This window comes from Pseudomonas baltica (assembly GCF_031880315.1).
Lineage (GTDB): Bacteria > Pseudomonadota > Gammaproteobacteria > Pseudomonadales > Pseudomonadaceae > Aquipseudomonas.
In genome coordinates, this window is the sequence record NZ_CP134771.1 from 366438 (window position 1) to 382584 (window position 16147).

The 16147-nt window shown below is 62.7% G+C and carries 13 protein-coding genes; 2 read left to right on the plus strand and 11 right to left on the minus strand.

The annotated features are described in order from the left end of the window. Positions 1 to 2: 2 nt before the first annotated feature. The 3 genes from REH34_RS01730 to REH34_RS01740 are packed head-to-tail and all read right to left on the minus strand — an operon-like array spanning position 3 to position 2755. Positions 3 to 1244 (minus strand): FAD-dependent oxidoreductase, encoded by a 1242-nt coding sequence (locus REH34_RS01730; RefSeq protein ID WP_311970515.1) that lies wholly within the window; start codon positions 1242 to 1244, stop codon positions 3 to 5. 58 nt (positions 1245 to 1302) lie between these two features. Beyond that, a complete protein-coding gene (locus tag REH34_RS01735) occupies positions 1303 to 1638 on the minus strand; it encodes a MocE family 2Fe-2S type ferredoxin (RefSeq protein WP_409373227.1) in 336 nt (111 codons plus the stop codon). A gap of 34 nt (positions 1639 to 1672) precedes the next feature. Then, complete coding sequence (locus REH34_RS01740) at positions 1673 to 2755, minus strand: fatty acid desaturase family protein (protein WP_226504514.1); 1083 nt, start codon at positions 2753 to 2755, stop codon at positions 1673 to 1675. 182 nt (positions 2756 to 2937) lie between these two features. Between REH34_RS01740 and REH34_RS01745 the strand changes: the two genes are divergently transcribed. After that, complete coding sequence (locus REH34_RS01745) at positions 2938 to 3987, plus strand: LacI family DNA-binding transcriptional regulator (RefSeq protein WP_311970516.1); 1050 nt, start codon at positions 2938 to 2940, stop codon at positions 3985 to 3987. Here REH34_RS01745 and REH34_RS01750 read toward each other — a convergent pair. The 6 genes from REH34_RS01750 to REH34_RS01775 form a co-directional block, all read right to left on the minus strand. After that, on the minus strand, positions 3962 to 5257 hold the full coding sequence (locus REH34_RS01750) for a serine hydrolase (protein WP_226504516.1): 1296 nt from the start codon (positions 5255 to 5257) through the stop codon (positions 3962 to 3964). The genes REH34_RS01745 and REH34_RS01750 overlap by 26 nt on opposite strands. A 267-nt stretch (positions 5258 to 5524) precedes the next feature. Then, positions 5525 to 7423: a sigma 54-interacting transcriptional regulator gene (locus tag REH34_RS01755; protein WP_311970517.1), complete on the minus strand. Its 1899-nt coding sequence runs from the start codon at positions 7421 to 7423 to the stop codon at positions 5525 to 5527. Between the two features lie 99 nt (positions 7424 to 7522). Continuing rightward, the gene (locus REH34_RS01760; RefSeq protein WP_311970518.1) at positions 7523 to 8728 is read right to left on the minus strand and encodes a multidrug effflux MFS transporter; all 1206 of its coding nucleotides are present in this window, start codon (positions 8726 to 8728) and stop codon (positions 7523 to 7525) included. Positions 8729 to 8915: 187 nt separating this feature from the next. Then, entirely contained in the window at positions 8916 to 10109 is a 1194-nt protein-coding gene (locus tag REH34_RS01765; protein WP_311970519.1) for an amino acid aminotransferase, read from the minus strand. Positions 10110 to 10138: 29 nt separating this feature from the next. Next, positions 10139 to 10750: a YitT family protein gene (locus tag REH34_RS01770; RefSeq protein ID WP_311970520.1), complete on the minus strand. Its 612-nt coding sequence runs from the start codon at positions 10748 to 10750 to the stop codon at positions 10139 to 10141. Between the two features lie 347 nt (positions 10751 to 11097). Further along, positions 11098 to 11556: an Lrp/AsnC family transcriptional regulator gene (locus REH34_RS01775; protein WP_311970521.1), complete on the minus strand. Its 459-nt coding sequence runs from the start codon at positions 11554 to 11556 to the stop codon at positions 11098 to 11100. A gap of 400 nt (positions 11557 to 11956) precedes the next feature. On the opposite strand from REH34_RS01775, the gene hpxO reads away from it, so the two are divergent. Beyond that, positions 11957 to 13150 (plus strand): FAD-dependent urate hydroxylase HpxO, encoded by a 1194-nt coding sequence (gene hpxO, locus REH34_RS01780; protein ID WP_311970522.1) that lies wholly within the window; start codon positions 11957 to 11959, stop codon positions 13148 to 13150. 96 nt (positions 13151 to 13246) lie between these two features. Here the strand turns inward: hpxO and mqo are convergent, their stop codons facing one another. Continuing rightward, positions 13247 to 14902 carry a malate dehydrogenase (quinone) gene (mqo, locus tag REH34_RS01785; protein ID WP_311970523.1) on the minus strand — a complete coding sequence of 552 codons (1656 nt, stop codon included), beginning with the start codon at positions 14900 to 14902 and terminating at the stop codon, positions 13247 to 13249. 433 nt (positions 14903 to 15335) lie between these two features. Further along, a complete protein-coding gene (locus REH34_RS01790; RefSeq protein ID WP_311970524.1) occupies positions 15336 to 16142 on the minus strand; it encodes a transporter substrate-binding domain-containing protein in 807 nt (268 codons plus the stop codon). Positions 16143 to 16147: the final 5 nt, after the last annotated feature.

Below are 16147 nucleotides of genomic sequence, written 5' to 3' on the forward strand. Positions count from 1 at the left end.
GTTCAACCTCGCAACAGTTGCTTGAGTGACACGCCCGGGTCGGCAAGTTCGGTGCTCGACAGCACTTTGCCGTCGAGGATCAGCCGCTCACAGAGCTTGATGTCCTTGCCGATACTGGCGCCCTGCCCCCAGCCACTGACACCTTGCAGGCGCTGATCGCCATCAAGGTAAAACAGCAAAAAAGCCCCGTTGGGCAGTTCGCGGGTGGCATCGGGCGCGCTGTTGCCGGTACTGCCGACGGTCTGCAGACCCCAAGCGAATTGATCCGACCAAAACGCCGGCAAGTCGCTGAACGGCAGTTGCCGGCCCAGTAGATTGAGCGCGGCATGACGGCCCTGAGCCTCGGCGTTGCGCCAGGTTTCCTGACGCTGGAACGGGCTGCCAGGGCGCAAGCGAAACTCGCACACATCGCCGGCGGCGTAGACGCCCTCGGCGGTGGTGCCCAAGCACGCGTCCACTTGGATACCCTGGCCGATGTCGAGCCCGGCCGCGCGGGCGAGATCGACGTTGGGCTGCATGCCGATGCCAACCACCAGCAGGTCGCACGCCAGTTGTGAGCCATCGGCCAACTGCACGGCTGCGGCACGCTCGGCGCCCAGTACTGCGCTGATCTTCACGGCCAGGCGCACGTCTACGCCTTGTTCCTGATGCAAAGCCAGCAGCGCCGCCGACAACCGTTCTGGCAACACCCGTGCGGCCAGGCGCTCACCGGCTTCGAGCAAGATCACCTGGCAACCGAGCGCCCGCGCGGTCGCGGCCACCTCCAGGCCGATGAAACCGCCGCCCACTACCACCAGCCTGGCGCCGGGCTGCAGATGGTCGCGCAGCAACAGGGCCTCGTCATGGGTGCGCAGATACAGCACGTTGGGCCAGTGCGAAGGCACCTGCGGCAAGCGCCGCGCCCGCCCGCCGGTGGCCAGCAACAAACCGTCGTAGGGCAGCACACGGCCATCGTCCAGGTGCAGTTCCCGCCGCTCGGTGTCGAGCCGCGTAGCACTATGGTCGGCTATATGCTCGATGGCCAACTGGTCCAGGCGCGCGGCGTCGCACAGGCTGTAGCTGCGCAGTTGCGCGGTGCCCTGCAGCAGGCCCTTGGACAAGGGTGGCCGCTCGTAGGGCAGATGCACCTCGTCACCGACCATGATCAAGCGCCCATCGAAGCCTTCTTCGCGCAGGGTCAATGCCGCTCGCCCCCCGGCGTGACCGGCGCCGACGATGATGATGGTCTCGGGTTGGTTGATCATGATGCGCACTCCTGGACCCATCTGCGCCGGCAAGAGGCCAGTCGCGACACCCTGATACTCATGCTCCAATCGCCAATTGCACTCTGCCCTGCTCGACGCGCACCGGGTAGGTCTTGAGGTTCACGCACACCGGCGCACCGAGGGCCTTGCCATTGCGGTAATCGAAGCGGCCGTTGTGTTTAGGACATTCGATCACATGGTCCATCACCAGGCCGTCCGCGAGGTGGATCTTCTCGTGAGTGCACAGGCCATCGGTGGCGAACCAGGCGTTGTCCGGCGAGCGGTACACGGCATACGTGTGGTCCTGGTGATCGAAGCGCAGCACATCTTCTTCGTCGACATCGTCCACGGCGCAGACATCGATCCATTGATTGATCAGAACTAATTCGGTCATGGCTGTATTCCTTGTTATGGGTAGTGCAATCAGGTCAACCGGTCACGGCATGGGCGGTGTCGGGCGAGGCCTGGCGCTGCGGCGTCACTCGGTGCACGAAATACTCAGGGTCGCGACGCTGGCGCCACAGTGTTGGAACGATCTCCCGGTAGGCCGCGAACAGGCTCGGATAAGGCACTGGGCAGTCATCGCGCATCGCTTCGTGCAGCTTCGGCAGGGCGTGGTACGGCACCATCGGATACATGTGATGCTCGAGGTGGTAGTTCATGTTCAGGTATAAAAAGCGCAGCACCGGGTTCATGTAGATAGTCCGGCAATTACTGCGGTGATCGAGGCTGTCCTCGGCCAGCCCGACATGCTGCGACACGCCGAACAGGTACGACAGCCAGCCGCCGTACAGCAGCGGCGTGCCGATCAGCAGGACCGGTAGCCAACTGCCCAGCACTGCGGCACTCATTACCGTAGCGGCGAAAATCGTCAGCCAGATGCGCGCGGTAAAGGTCACTTTTGGCCACTCGGATTCGGGGATGAACGTCTGCTCGGCATCGGTCATGCGCCCCTGGGCATGGCGCCAGAGCGAACCGAGGGTGTTCCAGGCGTGGGGGATCTGTGTGAGGTTGAGAAGCATCTTGCCGAGCTGCGGCGGGCGCGGCTCGACGATCTCCGGATCACGCCCGACGATAACGGTATCGGTGTGATGGCGGGCATGACTCCAGCGCCAGACATGGGGCTCGAACAGGGTCATGAAGGACGCTATCTGATAAACCGCATCGTTCATCCAGCGGGTCTTGAAGGCCGTGCCATGACCGCATTCGTGCCAGCGCGCATTGGAGGCCGAGCCATACAGCACGCCATACACCAGCAAGAACGGCACGCAGCCCCAACTGCCCCACAACCACACGGCGCCGCCAGCGCTCAGCCCAAGGCTCAGGAACCAGATCGCGGTATCGCGCAGGGCCGGCCCATCACTGCGCTGCATCAGCTCCTTGAGGCGCTTGCGGGGAACGGGAGATTGGTACCAGGTGGCAGAGACCAGGCCGTTTTCGGCGGCCCGCCGGGCTTCGGGGCCGGTCAGGCTGTAGTCCCGGGGAGTGAAGGTGGAGCGGTCTTCAGGCATGTTGACGTTCTCGGCAAGTTTGATTATTGGAATACTTGCTTCGATGCGGTGCACATCGTTGAACAGAAATATAGGCAGCCACCTCCTGCCCCTCAAGACTGGCAGGGCATTCCCTCTCAAGCTATCATTCGCGCCGTATGCGCCTTGATAGTTTTCTTTCAAGGCCTGATCCAGGCCCCGCCATGAACAATAAGAAACGCCCCACCATCGCCACGGTCGCGGCCTTCGCCGGGCTCAGCGTGGCCACCGTCGACCGGGTACTCAATGCCCGCGCACCGGTCAGCGAGGACACCGCCCAGCGCGTATTCGCCGCCGCAGAAGCCGTCGGTTACTTCGCCGCGCGGCTGATCGGCCAGCGCATCCGCGAACGACGCCCCAGCTACCGCTTCGGCATCCTGCTGCTGGGCACCGCCCCGGACTTCTACAACAACCTCGCCAACGCCATCCGCGAGGCCGCTCGCGATCACCCCGCGGCCAACCTGACCTGCCAGTTCGAGTACATCCACGACCGCAGCCCGGCCGCCATCGTCGAGCAGATCGAGCAGCTCGCGGTGCAATGCGACGCGCTGGCGGTGGTCAGTTACACCCATCCGCTGATCAACGCGTGCCTGGCCCAGATACGTGCCGCAGGAGTGCCGGTGGTCGCCCTGCTGTCGGACATCGACGAGCATTTTCAAGAACCCTACGTCGGGCTCGACAACCACGAGTTCGGTCGCACGCTGGGCTGGCTGCTGGCCCATACCTGCGGTGCGCGCGAGGGCAGCGTCGGCGTGCTGTTGGGCGGCCATCGCTTTATCGGCCATCAGACCCGCGTCGATGGCTTGCGCAGCTACCTGCACGAGCATGCGCCGGGCCTGCGCCTGCTCGATGCGTTGATCAACATGGACAACAGCGACATCAGCGAGGAAGCCACCCTCGACCTGCTGGCCCGCCATGACGACTTGCGCGGGCTGTGCGTGGTGGGGGGTGGCGGCGACGGCATCATCAGCGCACTGCGCCAACTGCCATTACCCGCGCGGCTGTGCTGCGTCGTGCCCGAGTCCACCGCCCGCTCCCATCAGGCGTTGCGCGATGGCCTGGTGCGCGCGGTCATCGACACGCCAGCCACCGCTACGGCGCAAGCGTTGATGAATCTGTTGGTGACGTTACAGGCGGGCGAGCCCTTCGATGCGCAGCGGCACCGCATCCAGGTGGCGCTGCAGATCATCACGGCCGAGAACGCCCGGCTGTGACCACCGGGCCGACCGCATCCTGCTTGCGCAGGGTATCGACCACCGCATCGAAAAACACCATCGGGTTGATGGCGTCCTTGTTCAGCGGCCGGGGCTGGGCGGCGAAGGTGACGATCACGACCTTCTGCACCGGGTCGATGTAGATGTTCTGGCCCAGCAGGCCGACCGCCGCGTAGGCGTGATCCTGCAGCGAGCCTTTGGTCGAGGCGGTCCACCACATATAGCCGTAGCCGGCCTCCTTGCCGTTGGCCAACGTCTTGCTGGTGGTGGCGTCTGCGACCCAATGAGGCGGCAGGATAGTGCGACCGTCGACCAGGCCGTTGTCCATGAAAAACATGCCGAAACGGCCGTAGTCACGCAAGGTGGCGGCGATACCGCTGCCGCCGATTTCCGTGCCATCGGGCGAATCCAGCCACCAGGTGGCATCGGCCTCCATGCCGTACGGCTGCCAGACCTTTTGCGCCAGGTACTGGGACAGTGGTTTGCCGGTTGCCGCGCGCACCAGTTCGCCCAGCACCTGGGCCTCACCGGTGTTGTAGTTGAACACCGTGCCGGGCGCACTGGCGCGCTGCAGGTGACTCATCAGCACCAGCGCCGCACCCGGTTGCTGGGCCATCTGCAGGCGCAGCAAGGCGCGGCGATCGGAGGTCGGGTCGGTGGCGGTTTCGTTCCATTTCGCGCCCGAGGCCATCATCAACAGATTGCGCACACTGACGCCGTCGTAGGCCGTGCCCTTGAGCTGCGGCAGGTAGTCGACCACTTGAGCGTCGAGGCCCTTGATGCGGCCTTCCTGAATGGCGATGCCAGCCAGGGTCGAGGTCACGGACTTGGCCACCGACATCGACATCCAGCGGGTCTGCGCAGTGTTGCCGCGCTGGTAGCTCTCGTGGACGATCTCGCCGTCGCGGATCACCAGCAGGCCGGTGATGCTGTCCAGCGCGAGAAACTCGGCCAGGCTGTAGGCGCGGCCCTGGTAGGTGAACTTGATGTCGGTGAGGGGCGTTTTGGCGTAGGGCAATGGCTGGGCATGACCGCCCGCCTTGATCACGCGACTGGGGAACAGCCGGTCGATATTGCGGTAGGTGTTGACGGCGATATCCGGGCTCAGCGTGCCTGCATACATCGCTTCGGCCGTGCCTATCGGCTGGTTGGCAAAAGGATAAGGTGCAGGTTTGCTCGCGCAGCCCCACAGGCCGATGGCGATCGCCAGCAACAGGGCGCCTCGAACGCTTGACTGCCCACACCCGATACGGACGAAACCTTGCAGCATGCACAGTCCTTGCTCGGTTCACGAGCGGCCATGGGATACACCGCTCGGCCATAGGGCGAGCGACATACATGAATATTTATTTATACCCGATCTGGAGTGCCAATAAACCTCCCAGCCGCCAAGTGGCGTGGCTGGTGTGCTGAATGCCGGGGTTGTTGGGTGGCATCGAGGGTGGCATCGAGGCCGCCTTCGCCACCAAACTGAACTGCACCGTTATGGGAGCAAGGGGGCGCGTTCAGTGGCGAAGGGGCCCGCATGCTCGACGCATCACGCCTCGATGTTCAACCGCTTTAGCCGCGACGCCAACGTGGTGGGCTTGAGCCCAAGCATTTCGGCCGCGCCCCCTTTGCCGAACAGCTTGCCGTGGCACTGCGCAAGCGCGGCCAGGGTGTTGTCGCGCTCCAACTGGCGAATCTGCTCGTCGGTGAGAATCCCCGGCGTCGCGCTGATCGCCGGACTGACGCCTGGCTGCGCGGTAACCTCCGGCAAATCGATTTTCAGGTCTCGGCCCTGGGAGGTAATCAACGCCCGCTCGATGACGTTCTGCAATTCGCGAATATTGCCCGGCCACGGATAGCCCTGCAGGCGTTCCAGATCGGACTGCAACAAGCGCCTCCCCGTGAGGTTCAAGCGTCCACCGATCTGCTGGAGAAAATGCAACGCCAGCGGCGCGATATCCATGGGGCGCTCGCGCAGTGCCGGGGACTGCAGCGGGAAGACGTTCAGGCGAAAGTACAGGTCCTCGCGAAAGCGCTTGGCCTCCACCTCGTGACGCAGATTGCGATTGGTGGCAGCGACGATGCGCACATCGACCTTGCGTGTACGCTCCTCGCCGACCCGCTCGAACTGGCCCTCCTGCAACACCCGCAACAGCTTGCTTTGCAGATCCAGGGGAATCTCGCCGATCTCGTCGAGAAACAAGGTGCCGCCATCGGCCAGTTCGAAGCGCCCTACCCGGTCCCGCACCGCGCCGGTAAAGGCGCCGCGAATGTGGCCGAAGAACTCGCTCTCGAACAGCTCCGCCGGTATCGCGGCGCAGTTGACCCGGATCAGCGGGTGGCCGCTACGCTTGCTGGCCTGGTGAATCGCCCGGGCAATCAGCTCCTTGCCAGTGCCCGATTCGCCATGGATCAGCACGCTGGCATCAGTGGGCGCGACCACGTCGATCTGCTTGATGATCTTGAGGATCGGCTCGCTCTGGCCGACGATCTCGCGGTAGTTGTGCTCGATGTGGATTTCTTCCTGCAGGTAAGCGTTCTGTTCCTCCAGGCGTTTTTTCAGATCCTTGAGTTCATCCAGCGCGGTCTGCAGTTGCAGCTCGGTGGTGCGCCGCTCGGTGATGTCGCGAAACACTACCACCGCGCCGACGATGCGGCTGTCGGCGATCACCGGTGTGCTGGTGAATTCCACCGGGAACGAACTGCCGTCGCGGCGCCAGAACACTTCCTGACGCCCCTCGTGCACCACACCGTCGTGCACCGCGCGGTAGATCGGGCAGTCCTCGACCGGATAGTGCGAACCGTCGGCGTGGCTGTGGTGATGGATGCGGTGGATGTTCTTGCCGATCATGTCCTTGGGCTGCCAACCGAGCATGCGCGCGCCGGCGGGGTTGACGAAAGTCGCCAGGCCCTGATTGTCAATGCTGTAGATACCGTCCCCGACCGCGCTGAGCAGCAACTGGTTGTCGCGCTCCGATTCCTGGAACAGGTTGAGGATATTGCGCCATTCCAGCAGGCCGCAGCGCATGGTCCGTGCGGTGTCGGCCTGATCGCGCTGGTACTGTTTTTCGCTGCGCTCGTGCAGCACCAGGATGATCTGCAGCTGGCCCTTGATGCTGAGGGTGGTGGCGCTGATTTCGAGTTCGATGCGCTCGCCGCTTTTGCAGTTGCAACTGAGCCCGTCGGTCCAGCCACGGCCTTTTTCCAGTACGGCCTGACTGAACACGATGAGGTCGGCCAGTTGATGACCGAACAGCTTGCTCACGGGCAGCGCCAGCAACTCGTGGCGCGGGTAGCCAAGCAACTGGCACGCGGCGATGTTGAGATCCCCCAGGCGATCTCCATAAGGATCAAGCAGCGCGATGGCTTCACTGCAGTGTTCGAACACCATGTGCCGTGACCCATAGGCCAGGTCCGCCCAGCCGCTGAGACAGTCATCGTCGGTCATACGAATTCTCGTGAAAAGCCGCTACGAAGATTCGTATTTCTACGCCGTTGCCAAGGGATTGAACAGGGGCAGATGGCGTCGCAAAAGGCGGATCAGCGATCATCGCCGAGCCGGTTCACCCTCGGCCTGTTCCTCACTGATACCCCAAAAGCCCAGCAGGCATCCCACACCACCGATGCCCAATGCGACGCACAGCGGGACCGGCGTGCCATCGGCGAAGGCGCTGACCATCCAGCTGAAGGCCATGCCGCTGGCGAACTGGACCGCCACTGCCAGGCCGACCGCAGCGCCTGCCTGGCGCTGAAACAGGGCCATCAGGCTCGCCGTGCAGTTGGCGCCGATCAGCCCGGCGGTGGTCATGTACAGCACCACGCACACAATGATCACCGCCGGTATCGCCCAACCCAGCAAACCGGCAGCCGTGAGCGCCAGCCCTGCCAGCGCAGCGACCCAGGCGCCTACCTTGAGCATTGCCAACGGCCCGACCTGGTTGACTTGGCGCGCGTTGATCACCGAGGCCAGGATGATGCCTAGAATGTTGAGCGCGAATACCCAGGCGAAGGCGCGCGGCGAGAAGCCGAAATGCTCGATGAACACGAACGGCGACGCGGTGACAAAGGCAAAGATGCCGCCGGAAGAAAACCCCATGCACAGGATGAACGACATCGCCTGGCGATGCCCTAACACGCTCAGGTAGCCGGCGAACGCTGCGCCGACGCTCGCGCTGCGCTGCGCGGGCGCGTGGCTTTCCTTGAGCCACAGCGCGGTGGCCAGCCAGCAGATCAAGGCCAGTAGCAACAATGCCAGGAAGATGCTGCGCCAGCCGTCGATCAACACCAGCCAGGTACCGGTCATGGGCGCGACCAACGTGGCGACCATGGTAATCAGCTGCATCAACGACAATACCCGCGCCGCCTGCCCCAAAGGGAACAGATCACGTACTACCGCACGCGCCAGCACCAAGGCCGAAGCACCGCCCAATGCCTGGACGAAACGACAGACCAGCAGCTGCTCGACGCTTTGCGTCAGCATGCACCCCAGGCTGGCGACGATGTACAACGCAATGCCGCCCAGTAACAGCGGACGGCGCCCATAGCGATCCGACAACGGCCCATAGGCCAGCATGCCCAGGCACAGGCCGCCGAGAAACACGCCGATGGTCATTTGTACCAGCGCGGCGGAACTGCCCAGCTCGCGGGCGATGGCCGGCAGGCTGGGCAGATAGGTATCGATGGACAGCGGCACGAAAGCCGCCAGCGCGGCCAACAACAGGATCAGGCGGGGCGTACCGCTTTGGGCTTGCATGCAATGACTCACTCGTTACGCAAAAAAGGCAATGATAGCCCTCTAGCCTGCACGGCGGCGAGCCTCGAGTGGGACAACGTCAGGCCACCTGACTGCGTCGACCCCTTCGCGGCCGAACGCGCAACCTTGCTCCCACAGGTGTACGGCTTCGCAGCTGCTTGCACTGTGGGAGGGCTCTGCCCACGAATCAATCGATTCGCGCGATCGCCTCGGCCACCACCTTGACGTTGCCGGCATTCAAGCCCGCCAGGCACATGCGCCCGCTGTCGATCAGATAGATGCCACATTCGCGGCGCAGATGGGCGACCTGCTCGGCGCTCAGGCCGGTGTAGCTGAACATGCCCTTCTGGCGCAGCAGATAGTCATGGCGCCCGTCCGGGAACGTGTCGCGCAGCAGTGAAGCCAACTGGGTACGCATCGCGCCGATGCGCACGCGCATCTCTTCCACCTCGGCCAGCCACTGGGTGCGCAGGGCTTCATCGTTGAGCACGATGCTGACCAGGCGAGCACCGTGGCTGGGCGGGCTGGAATAGTTGCGGCGCACGGTGGCCTTCAGCTGACCGTGGACGTTGGCCGCAACCTGGGCGCTGGCACAGACCACCGACAGCCCGCCGACGCGCTCGCCGTACAGGGAGAAAATTTTCGAGAACGAGTTGCTCACCACCAGCGTCAGGCCGGCGGCCGTCATGGCGCGGATAGCGTAGGCATCTTCCTGCATGCCGTCGCCGAAGCCCTGATAGGCGGTGTCCAGGAACGCAATCAGCTCCCGCTCGGCCAGCACCTTGATCACCTCGTCCCACTGCGCCGGCTGCAAGTCGGCGCCCGTCGGGTTGTGGCAGCAGGGATGCAGCAACACGATGCTGTGCGCCGGCAATTGCCCAAGGGCCGCGAGCATGGCGGCGAAGGCCACGCCGCCGGTGCTCGGGTCGAAGTACGGATAGGTGTTGACCGTGAACCCGGCGCCGCCGAACAGTGCATGGTGGTTCTCCCAGGTGGGATCACTGACCCACACCTGCGACTGCGGGAAATACTGACGCAGAAAATCCGCACCGACTTTCAGCGCCCCCGAGCCACCGACCGTCTGGATCGTTGCCACGCGGTCTTCGCGCAGCGCCGGCGATTGGTCGCCAAACAGCAAGCGTTGCACCTGCACGCAATAGTCCGTCAGCCCTTCCATCGGCAGATACAACGCCGGACGCTCACCCTGTGCGAGCAGGCGGCGATGGGCTTCGGCCACCGACGGCAAGGTCGGAATACGGCCCTCGGCGTCGTAATACAAGCCGATGCTGAGGTTGACCTTGCTGGCGCGGGCATCGGCCTGATAGGCGTCCATCAGCGACAGGATCGGATCGCCAGCGTAGGAATTGACGTGGTCAAGCATACAAATAGCTCCAGCAAGAAAGGCAGACATCAGGCGTGGTACCGGCCCGAACGGTGGTTAAGCGCAATGATCAGGTTGATCAGCACGGCGCCGAGCACCGAGATGGCCAGAATCGGCCACGACACGATAGTCAACGACAGCAGCAGGATCAGCACGTCGGCGCCCATCTGCAGCCAGCCGGCGCGCCAGCCAAAACGTGCTTGCAGGAACAGCGCAAGAATATTCAGGCCGCCTAGGCTGGCACGGTGCCGGAAAAGCACGATGAAGCCAACCCCCAGAATGATGTTGCCGATGACCGCTGCGAACAACGGCTGGATCTGCTGCAGGGTAATGAAATGCTGCACCTGATCGGAGAACAGCGACACCAGGCCGATGGCAGCGAAGGTCTTGAGGGTGAAGACCCAGCCCATGCGCCGGAACGCCAGATAATAGAACGGCAGATTGATCATGAAGAAGGTCAGGCCAAAGGCATAGCCGAACGCGTAATGCAGGTAAAGGGCGATGCCGGCGGTGCCACCGGTCATGACCCCGCCCTCGCGCGCCAGCATCAGACCGAAGGCGATCAGCAGCGTGCCAACCAGCAAGGCCATGGCGTCTTCGCCACGGCTGTGGGGATAGGGGGTGACGGTTGCAGTGGTCATGTGGTGCTCGACGTTGCGGGGCGGAAATCGGCGGGTCCAAAAGTCGAACGCAAAATAGCAAGAATGACGTATCCGTGTATATAAATAAGATTGAATGCACGGATCGCGCATATATAGGCTTTAAATAAGCCAGGTGTGCATGGCTCTGGACTGTCCACGCGGCTCTGCAAGATCTGCGGTGAAGCCACTGGCGCTTTCGCAGGCAAGCCTTGCTCCCACAGTGCAAGCAGCCCTGGGCCTTACACCTGTGGGAGCAAAGCTTGCTCGCGAAGAGGCCGGCACAGCTTGCCCAAAACCGTAATGTTATCCATCACCCGACGCTGTGGGAGCCTTCTCAGTGCATTTCCTCAGCCCGCCACCAACCCCGCTTCCTTGAGACGCTGCAGCACCACGGCGGTTTTCAAATGGCCGATCGTGGCGCTGCCCGACAACCGGCCCATCAGCGCATTGAGCTCCACCAGCCCCGCTACCGCGACCTTCAAGGCGTAGTCGGCGTCGCCCGTGGTCTTGTAGGCATCGATGATCGCTGAGTCATGCACCACAAAGGCTTCGAACGCGGCAGAGGTCTGCGGGCTATGGCTGTTGAGGCTGACCTCGATCATCGCGACCATCTCGGTATTCATCGCCTGGGGCGCCAGCCGGGCGTGATAGCCAAGGATCAGCCCCGCCTGTTCGAGGCTCATCCGCCGACGCGAGCATTGCGAAGCCGAAAGGCCCACCATTTCGCTCAGGTCCTGATTGCTCAAGCGCCCATTGCCCTGCAACAGGGTCAGGATCTTCAGGTCGAATTCGTCAATCGCAGTCATGGGTCTACCGTTCCTCGCAAAACAGGACGCGCAGATTAACAGCTTCAAGCGGATCCATGACGTCACACCTCTAGCATGGGCTGCAGGGATTCGCACCACAGTGGCGCACCCCAACCAAAAGTTGCGCCACGATGCAGCAGTCCGCGTGCGCCAGACCGATAGAGGGGCAAGCGCAAGAGGCACCAGCGTGCCCACTCAACTCTCTGTTTATCTGGACTTGAGGCTGCATTCGGTGAATTCTCATGCGTGACCAGCATTAATTCCCTCAGTCGCCAGTAGCGATGACAAAACTGGCAGGCAAACTGCAATAGCTGACCAAACGATCAGGTTTTATACTGCCCTCCTCTATGGCCAGCTTGCCAACCTCATCACGTTGTCATTTCAATCACGGTGCATCGCCATGTCTCTTTCTGCTTCGACCTCACAGCCTCTGGACATCGTCATCATTGGTGCCGGCATCGGCGGGCTGTCGGCGGGCATCGCCCTGCAGCAACGCGGCCACCGCGTGCGCCTGTTCGACCGGGTACCCGACCTGACACCTGCCGGCGCTGCGATTTCGGTATGGCCCAATGGCGTCAACGTCCTCGAAAAACTCGGCCTCGGCGCGGCGATCAAAGCGGCCAGTGGCGAGATGCAGAGCATGAGCTACAGCACCCACGACGGCGCGTTGCTCACCCGCTTCAGCTTGCAGCCGCTGTACGACGCGGTCGAGCAGCGGGCCTGCCCTATCGCCCGCACCGCCTTGCAGCAGATCCTCCTAGATGGCTGTGGCCGCGACAACGTCACCCTGGGCGTCAGCTGCGAAGGCGTCGAGCCCAGCGGCGACGGCATGCGGGTAAAGTTTTCCGACGGCCAGCAGATCCAGGCCGACCTGGTGGTGGCTGCCGACGGCACCCATTCGCGGCTGCGCAACTATGTCGTGGGCCATGAGGTGACACGCGATTACTGCGGCTACGTCAACTGGAACGGTCGCGTCGACGCCACCGACGACCTGGCACCTGCCACCGAGTGGACGCAGTTCGTCGGCGATCACAAGCGCGTGTCGCTGATGCCTATGGGCAACGGCCAGTTCTATTTCTTCTTCGACGTGCCCCTGCCAGCAGGCACCCCCAATGATCGCACCCACTATCGTGACGAGCTGCGCAGTCATTTCAGCGGTTGGGCCGCGCCGGTGCAACACCTCATCGAGCGCCTGGACACCGCTATCGTCAGCCGGGTCGAAATCCACGACATGGTCCCGACATCCAGCTTCGTCAAGGGGCGTGTGGTGCTGCTCGGTGATGCCGCGCACCCCATGGCGCCGGATCTGGGTCAAGGCGGCTGTCAGGCCATGGAAGATGCCTGGGTACTTGCCCGCTGCCTGGACGCTGGCGATGTCGACGCTGCCCTCGCCCGCTACAACACCGCCCGCGCCGAGCGCACCGCGCAGATCATGCTGCGCGCCCGCGCACGCTCGCAGGTCACCCATGGCGGCGTACCGGCCGAGACGCAAGCGTGGTACGCAGAGCTGGCGCACGAAACCGGCGAACGCGTGATTGCCGGGTTGGTGAAGACGGCCACCGGTGGCGGCGAGTTGCTCAGCGATAAAGGCTGAGAATCGATGGGCAACTGAGGCCCGGCACAGACAACAAAAAACCCGCCTGGCATCACTGCCAGGCGGGTTTCTTTTCAACTCAAGGTCAGGCCGCTATTACAGCGCCATGTCCTGAGCCGGTTTGCTTTCCTGCGGCTTGGCCGGCTTGGCCGGGGCCGCAGCGCCAGCAGCCGGGTAGGCAGCTGCGTCGAGCACTGGAGGCTTGTTCAGCAGCAAGACGTCGGCAGTGTAATCCCACTCCTGCTGAACACGTGCTGGCGAATCGTTGAGCTTGGTGCCGTAGCTTGGCACGATCTGATGCATCTTCTCTTGCCAGGCCGGGGTGGCTACCTGGGTTTTGAAGGCTTTTTCGAGCACGTCGATCATGATCGGCGCTGCGGTCGAAGCTCCTGGGGAAGCACCCAGCAGACCGGCGATAGAGCGGTCCTGAGAGTAGACGACCTCGGTACCCAACTTCAGCACACCGCCCTTCTCGGCATCACGCTTGATGATCTGCACGCGTTGGCCGGCTTGCCACAAGCGCCAGTCTTCCTTCTTGGCGTGCGGGAAGTACTCTTTCAGTGCGTTGAAGCGGTCGTCGTCCGACATCATCAACTGGCCTGCCAGGTACTCGATCAGCGGGTACTGCTCCACGCCCACCTTGGTCATCGGCCACACGTTATGGGTCGTAGTGGTCGACAGCAGGTCAAGGTAAGAACCTTGCTTGAGGAACTTGGTGGAGAAGGTCGCGAATGGCCCGAACAGGATCATGCGCTTGCCATCCAGCACGCGGGTGTCCAGGTGCGGTACGGACATGGGTGGTGCGCCAGTCGACGCGATACCGTAGGCCTTGGCCATGTGTTGCATGGCGATGTCCTGGTTATCGGTCACCAGGAACGAGCCGCCGACCGGGAAGCCGCCATATTCGCGGGCTTCAGGGATGTCCGCTTTTTGCAGCAGTTTCAACGCACCGCCGCCGGCGCCGACGAAGACGAACTTGGCATCGGTGCCGTGGGTGGTGCCGTCTTTCAGATTTTTGTATTCGACGTGCCAGCCGCCGTCCTTGTTGCGAGTGATTTCTTCGACTTCGCTCGACAGCTTCAACGTGAAGTTAGGCTTGGTCTGCAGGTTGGCAACGTACTGGCGAGTGACTTCGCCCCAGTTCGCGTCGGTACCGAGCGGCGACCAGGTGGCGGCGATCTTCTGGTTGGGATCACGCCCTTCCATCATCAGCGGAACCCACTGTTTGATCTGCGCCTGGTCTTCGCTGTACTGCATGCCACCGAACAATGGGCTGGCTTTGAGCGCCTCGTAGCGGGCCTTGAGGAATTTGACGTTATCGTCTCCCCACATGAAGCTCATGTGCGGAGTGGAATTGATGAAGGAGTGCGGGTTTTTCAAGACGCCCGACTTGACCTGCCAGGACAGGAATTGCCGAGTGACCTGGAACGCCTCGTTGATCTCGATCGCCTTGGCGATTTCGATCTTGCCGTCTTTACCGTAAGGGGTGTAGTTCGACTCGGCCAGGGCGGAGTGACCGGTACCGGCGTTGTTCCAGCCGTTGGAGCTTTCTTCGGCCACGGCGTCGAGACGCTCGACCATTTCCATCGTCCAGGTCGGTTCCAGCTCGTTGAGCCAGGTGCCCAGGGTGGCACTCATGATGCCGCCGCCGATCAACAGCACGTCGACCTTCTTGGCCTCTTCGGCGTGTGCCTGAATCATGCCCATCGACAGGGCGAGGCCCAGCAGAGCCTTGTTCGCTTTCTTCAACATACTGTGATTTCCAGGATAGAACGTCATCCGCCCGCCCGCTGCGATCGCGTGGTTTGCTGGCTCACGGGTTGCCAGCAAAGCGGGCAATCGGCGAACAGGCGGGGTGGACATACAAGGCCGATAAAAACTGCATCGTCCTCACTCTCATGCCCCCTGCGCTGACTTCTTGTAGGTTGTCTTCAGCTACTTGAGAAACAATGAATGGCTGGCCCTGCTTCGGGGCGCACAACATGAACTTACTGAAGCAATTGTAAAATTTGGGCGCACATTAGCGGCTTCGCCAGAGCATTGCAATGCTGGGGTGCGTCTAATTGCCACTAGTCGAGGAGTGGGCTGAAACGGTTGCGCGATTTGACTGTCGCGATGACCATCTAACGGCCGCGTGGAGCAGATCTTTAGGGCTCCCTTGACCAGAGGCCAGGTGCATTGCCAGTCACTGCCCACCATCCACAGTCACCTGTTTGATGCCCTGACTTTGCAGGTGCCACTGGTCGAGTACGCGCTGGTAGCTGCCGTCCGCCAACGACGCCTGCAGGCCCTTGACCAATTGATCACGCAGCGCGTCCTGGCCCTTGGCCACGGCAAAGCCGAAGTAATGCACCGACAACGGCTCGCCCACCAGCACATAGGTATCGGGCTCTTCGCTCATCAGGTATTTGACGTACTCAGGCCCCAGTACGGCGGCGTTCAGGCGGCCTTGCTTGAGGTCCAGGCGTACCGCCGCCGCGCCTGCCGCGCCTTGTGCCTGGGCGGCGGGCTTGCCTGCGCCGACGCAGGTCCTGTCGCTCCAGGCGTTGAGTTCGATGAAGTAATTGGTGGTGCGTGGGCTGCCGATGGCTTTGCCGCAGAAGGCATCGGGGGTCATTGCCGCTGGAGCATTTGCGCGCGTGGTGAACATCTGCGCACCGGTCTGCAGATAATCGACGAAGGTCATATTGCTGCGGCGGGTCGGCAGGTCGGTAATGGCCGTGCCGATCACATCGATGCGCCCGGTGGCCAGGCCGCTGGTGAGTTGTTCGAAGCTCATCTCCTCAAACTTGAGGTCGACGTTCATCTGCTTGGCCAGAACCTTGAACAGGTCGATGTTGAAGCCGGTGCTTTCGTTGGTGGTGGGGTTGCGGTAGGACATCGGCGGATAGGTGGCTTCGATGCCGACGGTCAGGGTGGTGGCGGCGTTGGCGGCAGTGGCGCCAGAGACGATCAGGGCAGTAGCGAGCAGTTGGGTCAGGCGTGGGGTCATGGGGC

Bases quoted from the DNA above. Each gene is read 5' to 3' on its own strand.
- REH34_RS01730 (WP_311970515.1), bottom strand. From the start codon at position 1,244: ATGATCAACCAACCCGAGACCATCATCATCGTCGGCGCCGGTCACGCC.
- REH34_RS01735 (WP_409373227.1), bottom strand. From the start codon at position 1,638: ATGACCGAATTAGTTCTGATCAATCAATGGATCGATGTCTGCGCCGTG.
- REH34_RS01740 (WP_226504514.1), bottom strand. From the start codon at position 2,755: ATGCCTGAAGACCGCTCCACCTTCACTCCCCGGGACTACAGCCTGACC.
- REH34_RS01745 (WP_311970516.1), top strand. From the start codon at position 2,938: ATGAACAATAAGAAACGCCCCACCATCGCCACGGTCGCGGCCTTCGCC.
- REH34_RS01750 (WP_226504516.1), bottom strand. From the start codon at position 5,257: ATGCTGCAAGGTTTCGTCCGTATCGGGTGTGGGCAGTCAAGCGTTCGA.
- REH34_RS01755 (WP_311970517.1), bottom strand. From the start codon at position 7,423: ATGACCGACGATGACTGTCTCAGCGGCTGGGCGGACCTGGCCTATGGG.
- REH34_RS01760 (WP_311970518.1), bottom strand. From the start codon at position 8,728: ATGCAAGCCCAAAGCGGTACGCCCCGCCTGATCCTGTTGTTGGCCGCG.
- REH34_RS01765 (WP_311970519.1), bottom strand. From the start codon at position 10,109: ATGCTTGACCACGTCAATTCCTACGCTGGCGATCCGATCCTGTCGCTG.
- REH34_RS01770 (WP_311970520.1), bottom strand. From the start codon at position 10,750: ATGACCACTGCAACCGTCACCCCCTATCCCCACAGCCGTGGCGAAGAC.
- REH34_RS01775 (WP_311970521.1), bottom strand. From the start codon at position 11,556: ATGACTGCGATTGACGAATTCGACCTGAAGATCCTGACCCTGTTGCAG.
- hpxO (WP_311970522.1), top strand. From the start codon at position 11,957: ATGTCTCTTTCTGCTTCGACCTCACAGCCTCTGGACATCGTCATCATT.
- mqo (WP_311970523.1), bottom strand. From the start codon at position 14,902: ATGTTGAAGAAAGCGAACAAGGCTCTGCTGGGCCTCGCCCTGTCGATG.
- REH34_RS01790 (WP_311970524.1), bottom strand. From the start codon at position 16,142: ATGACCCCACGCCTGACCCAACTGCTCGCTACTGCCCTGATCGTCTCT.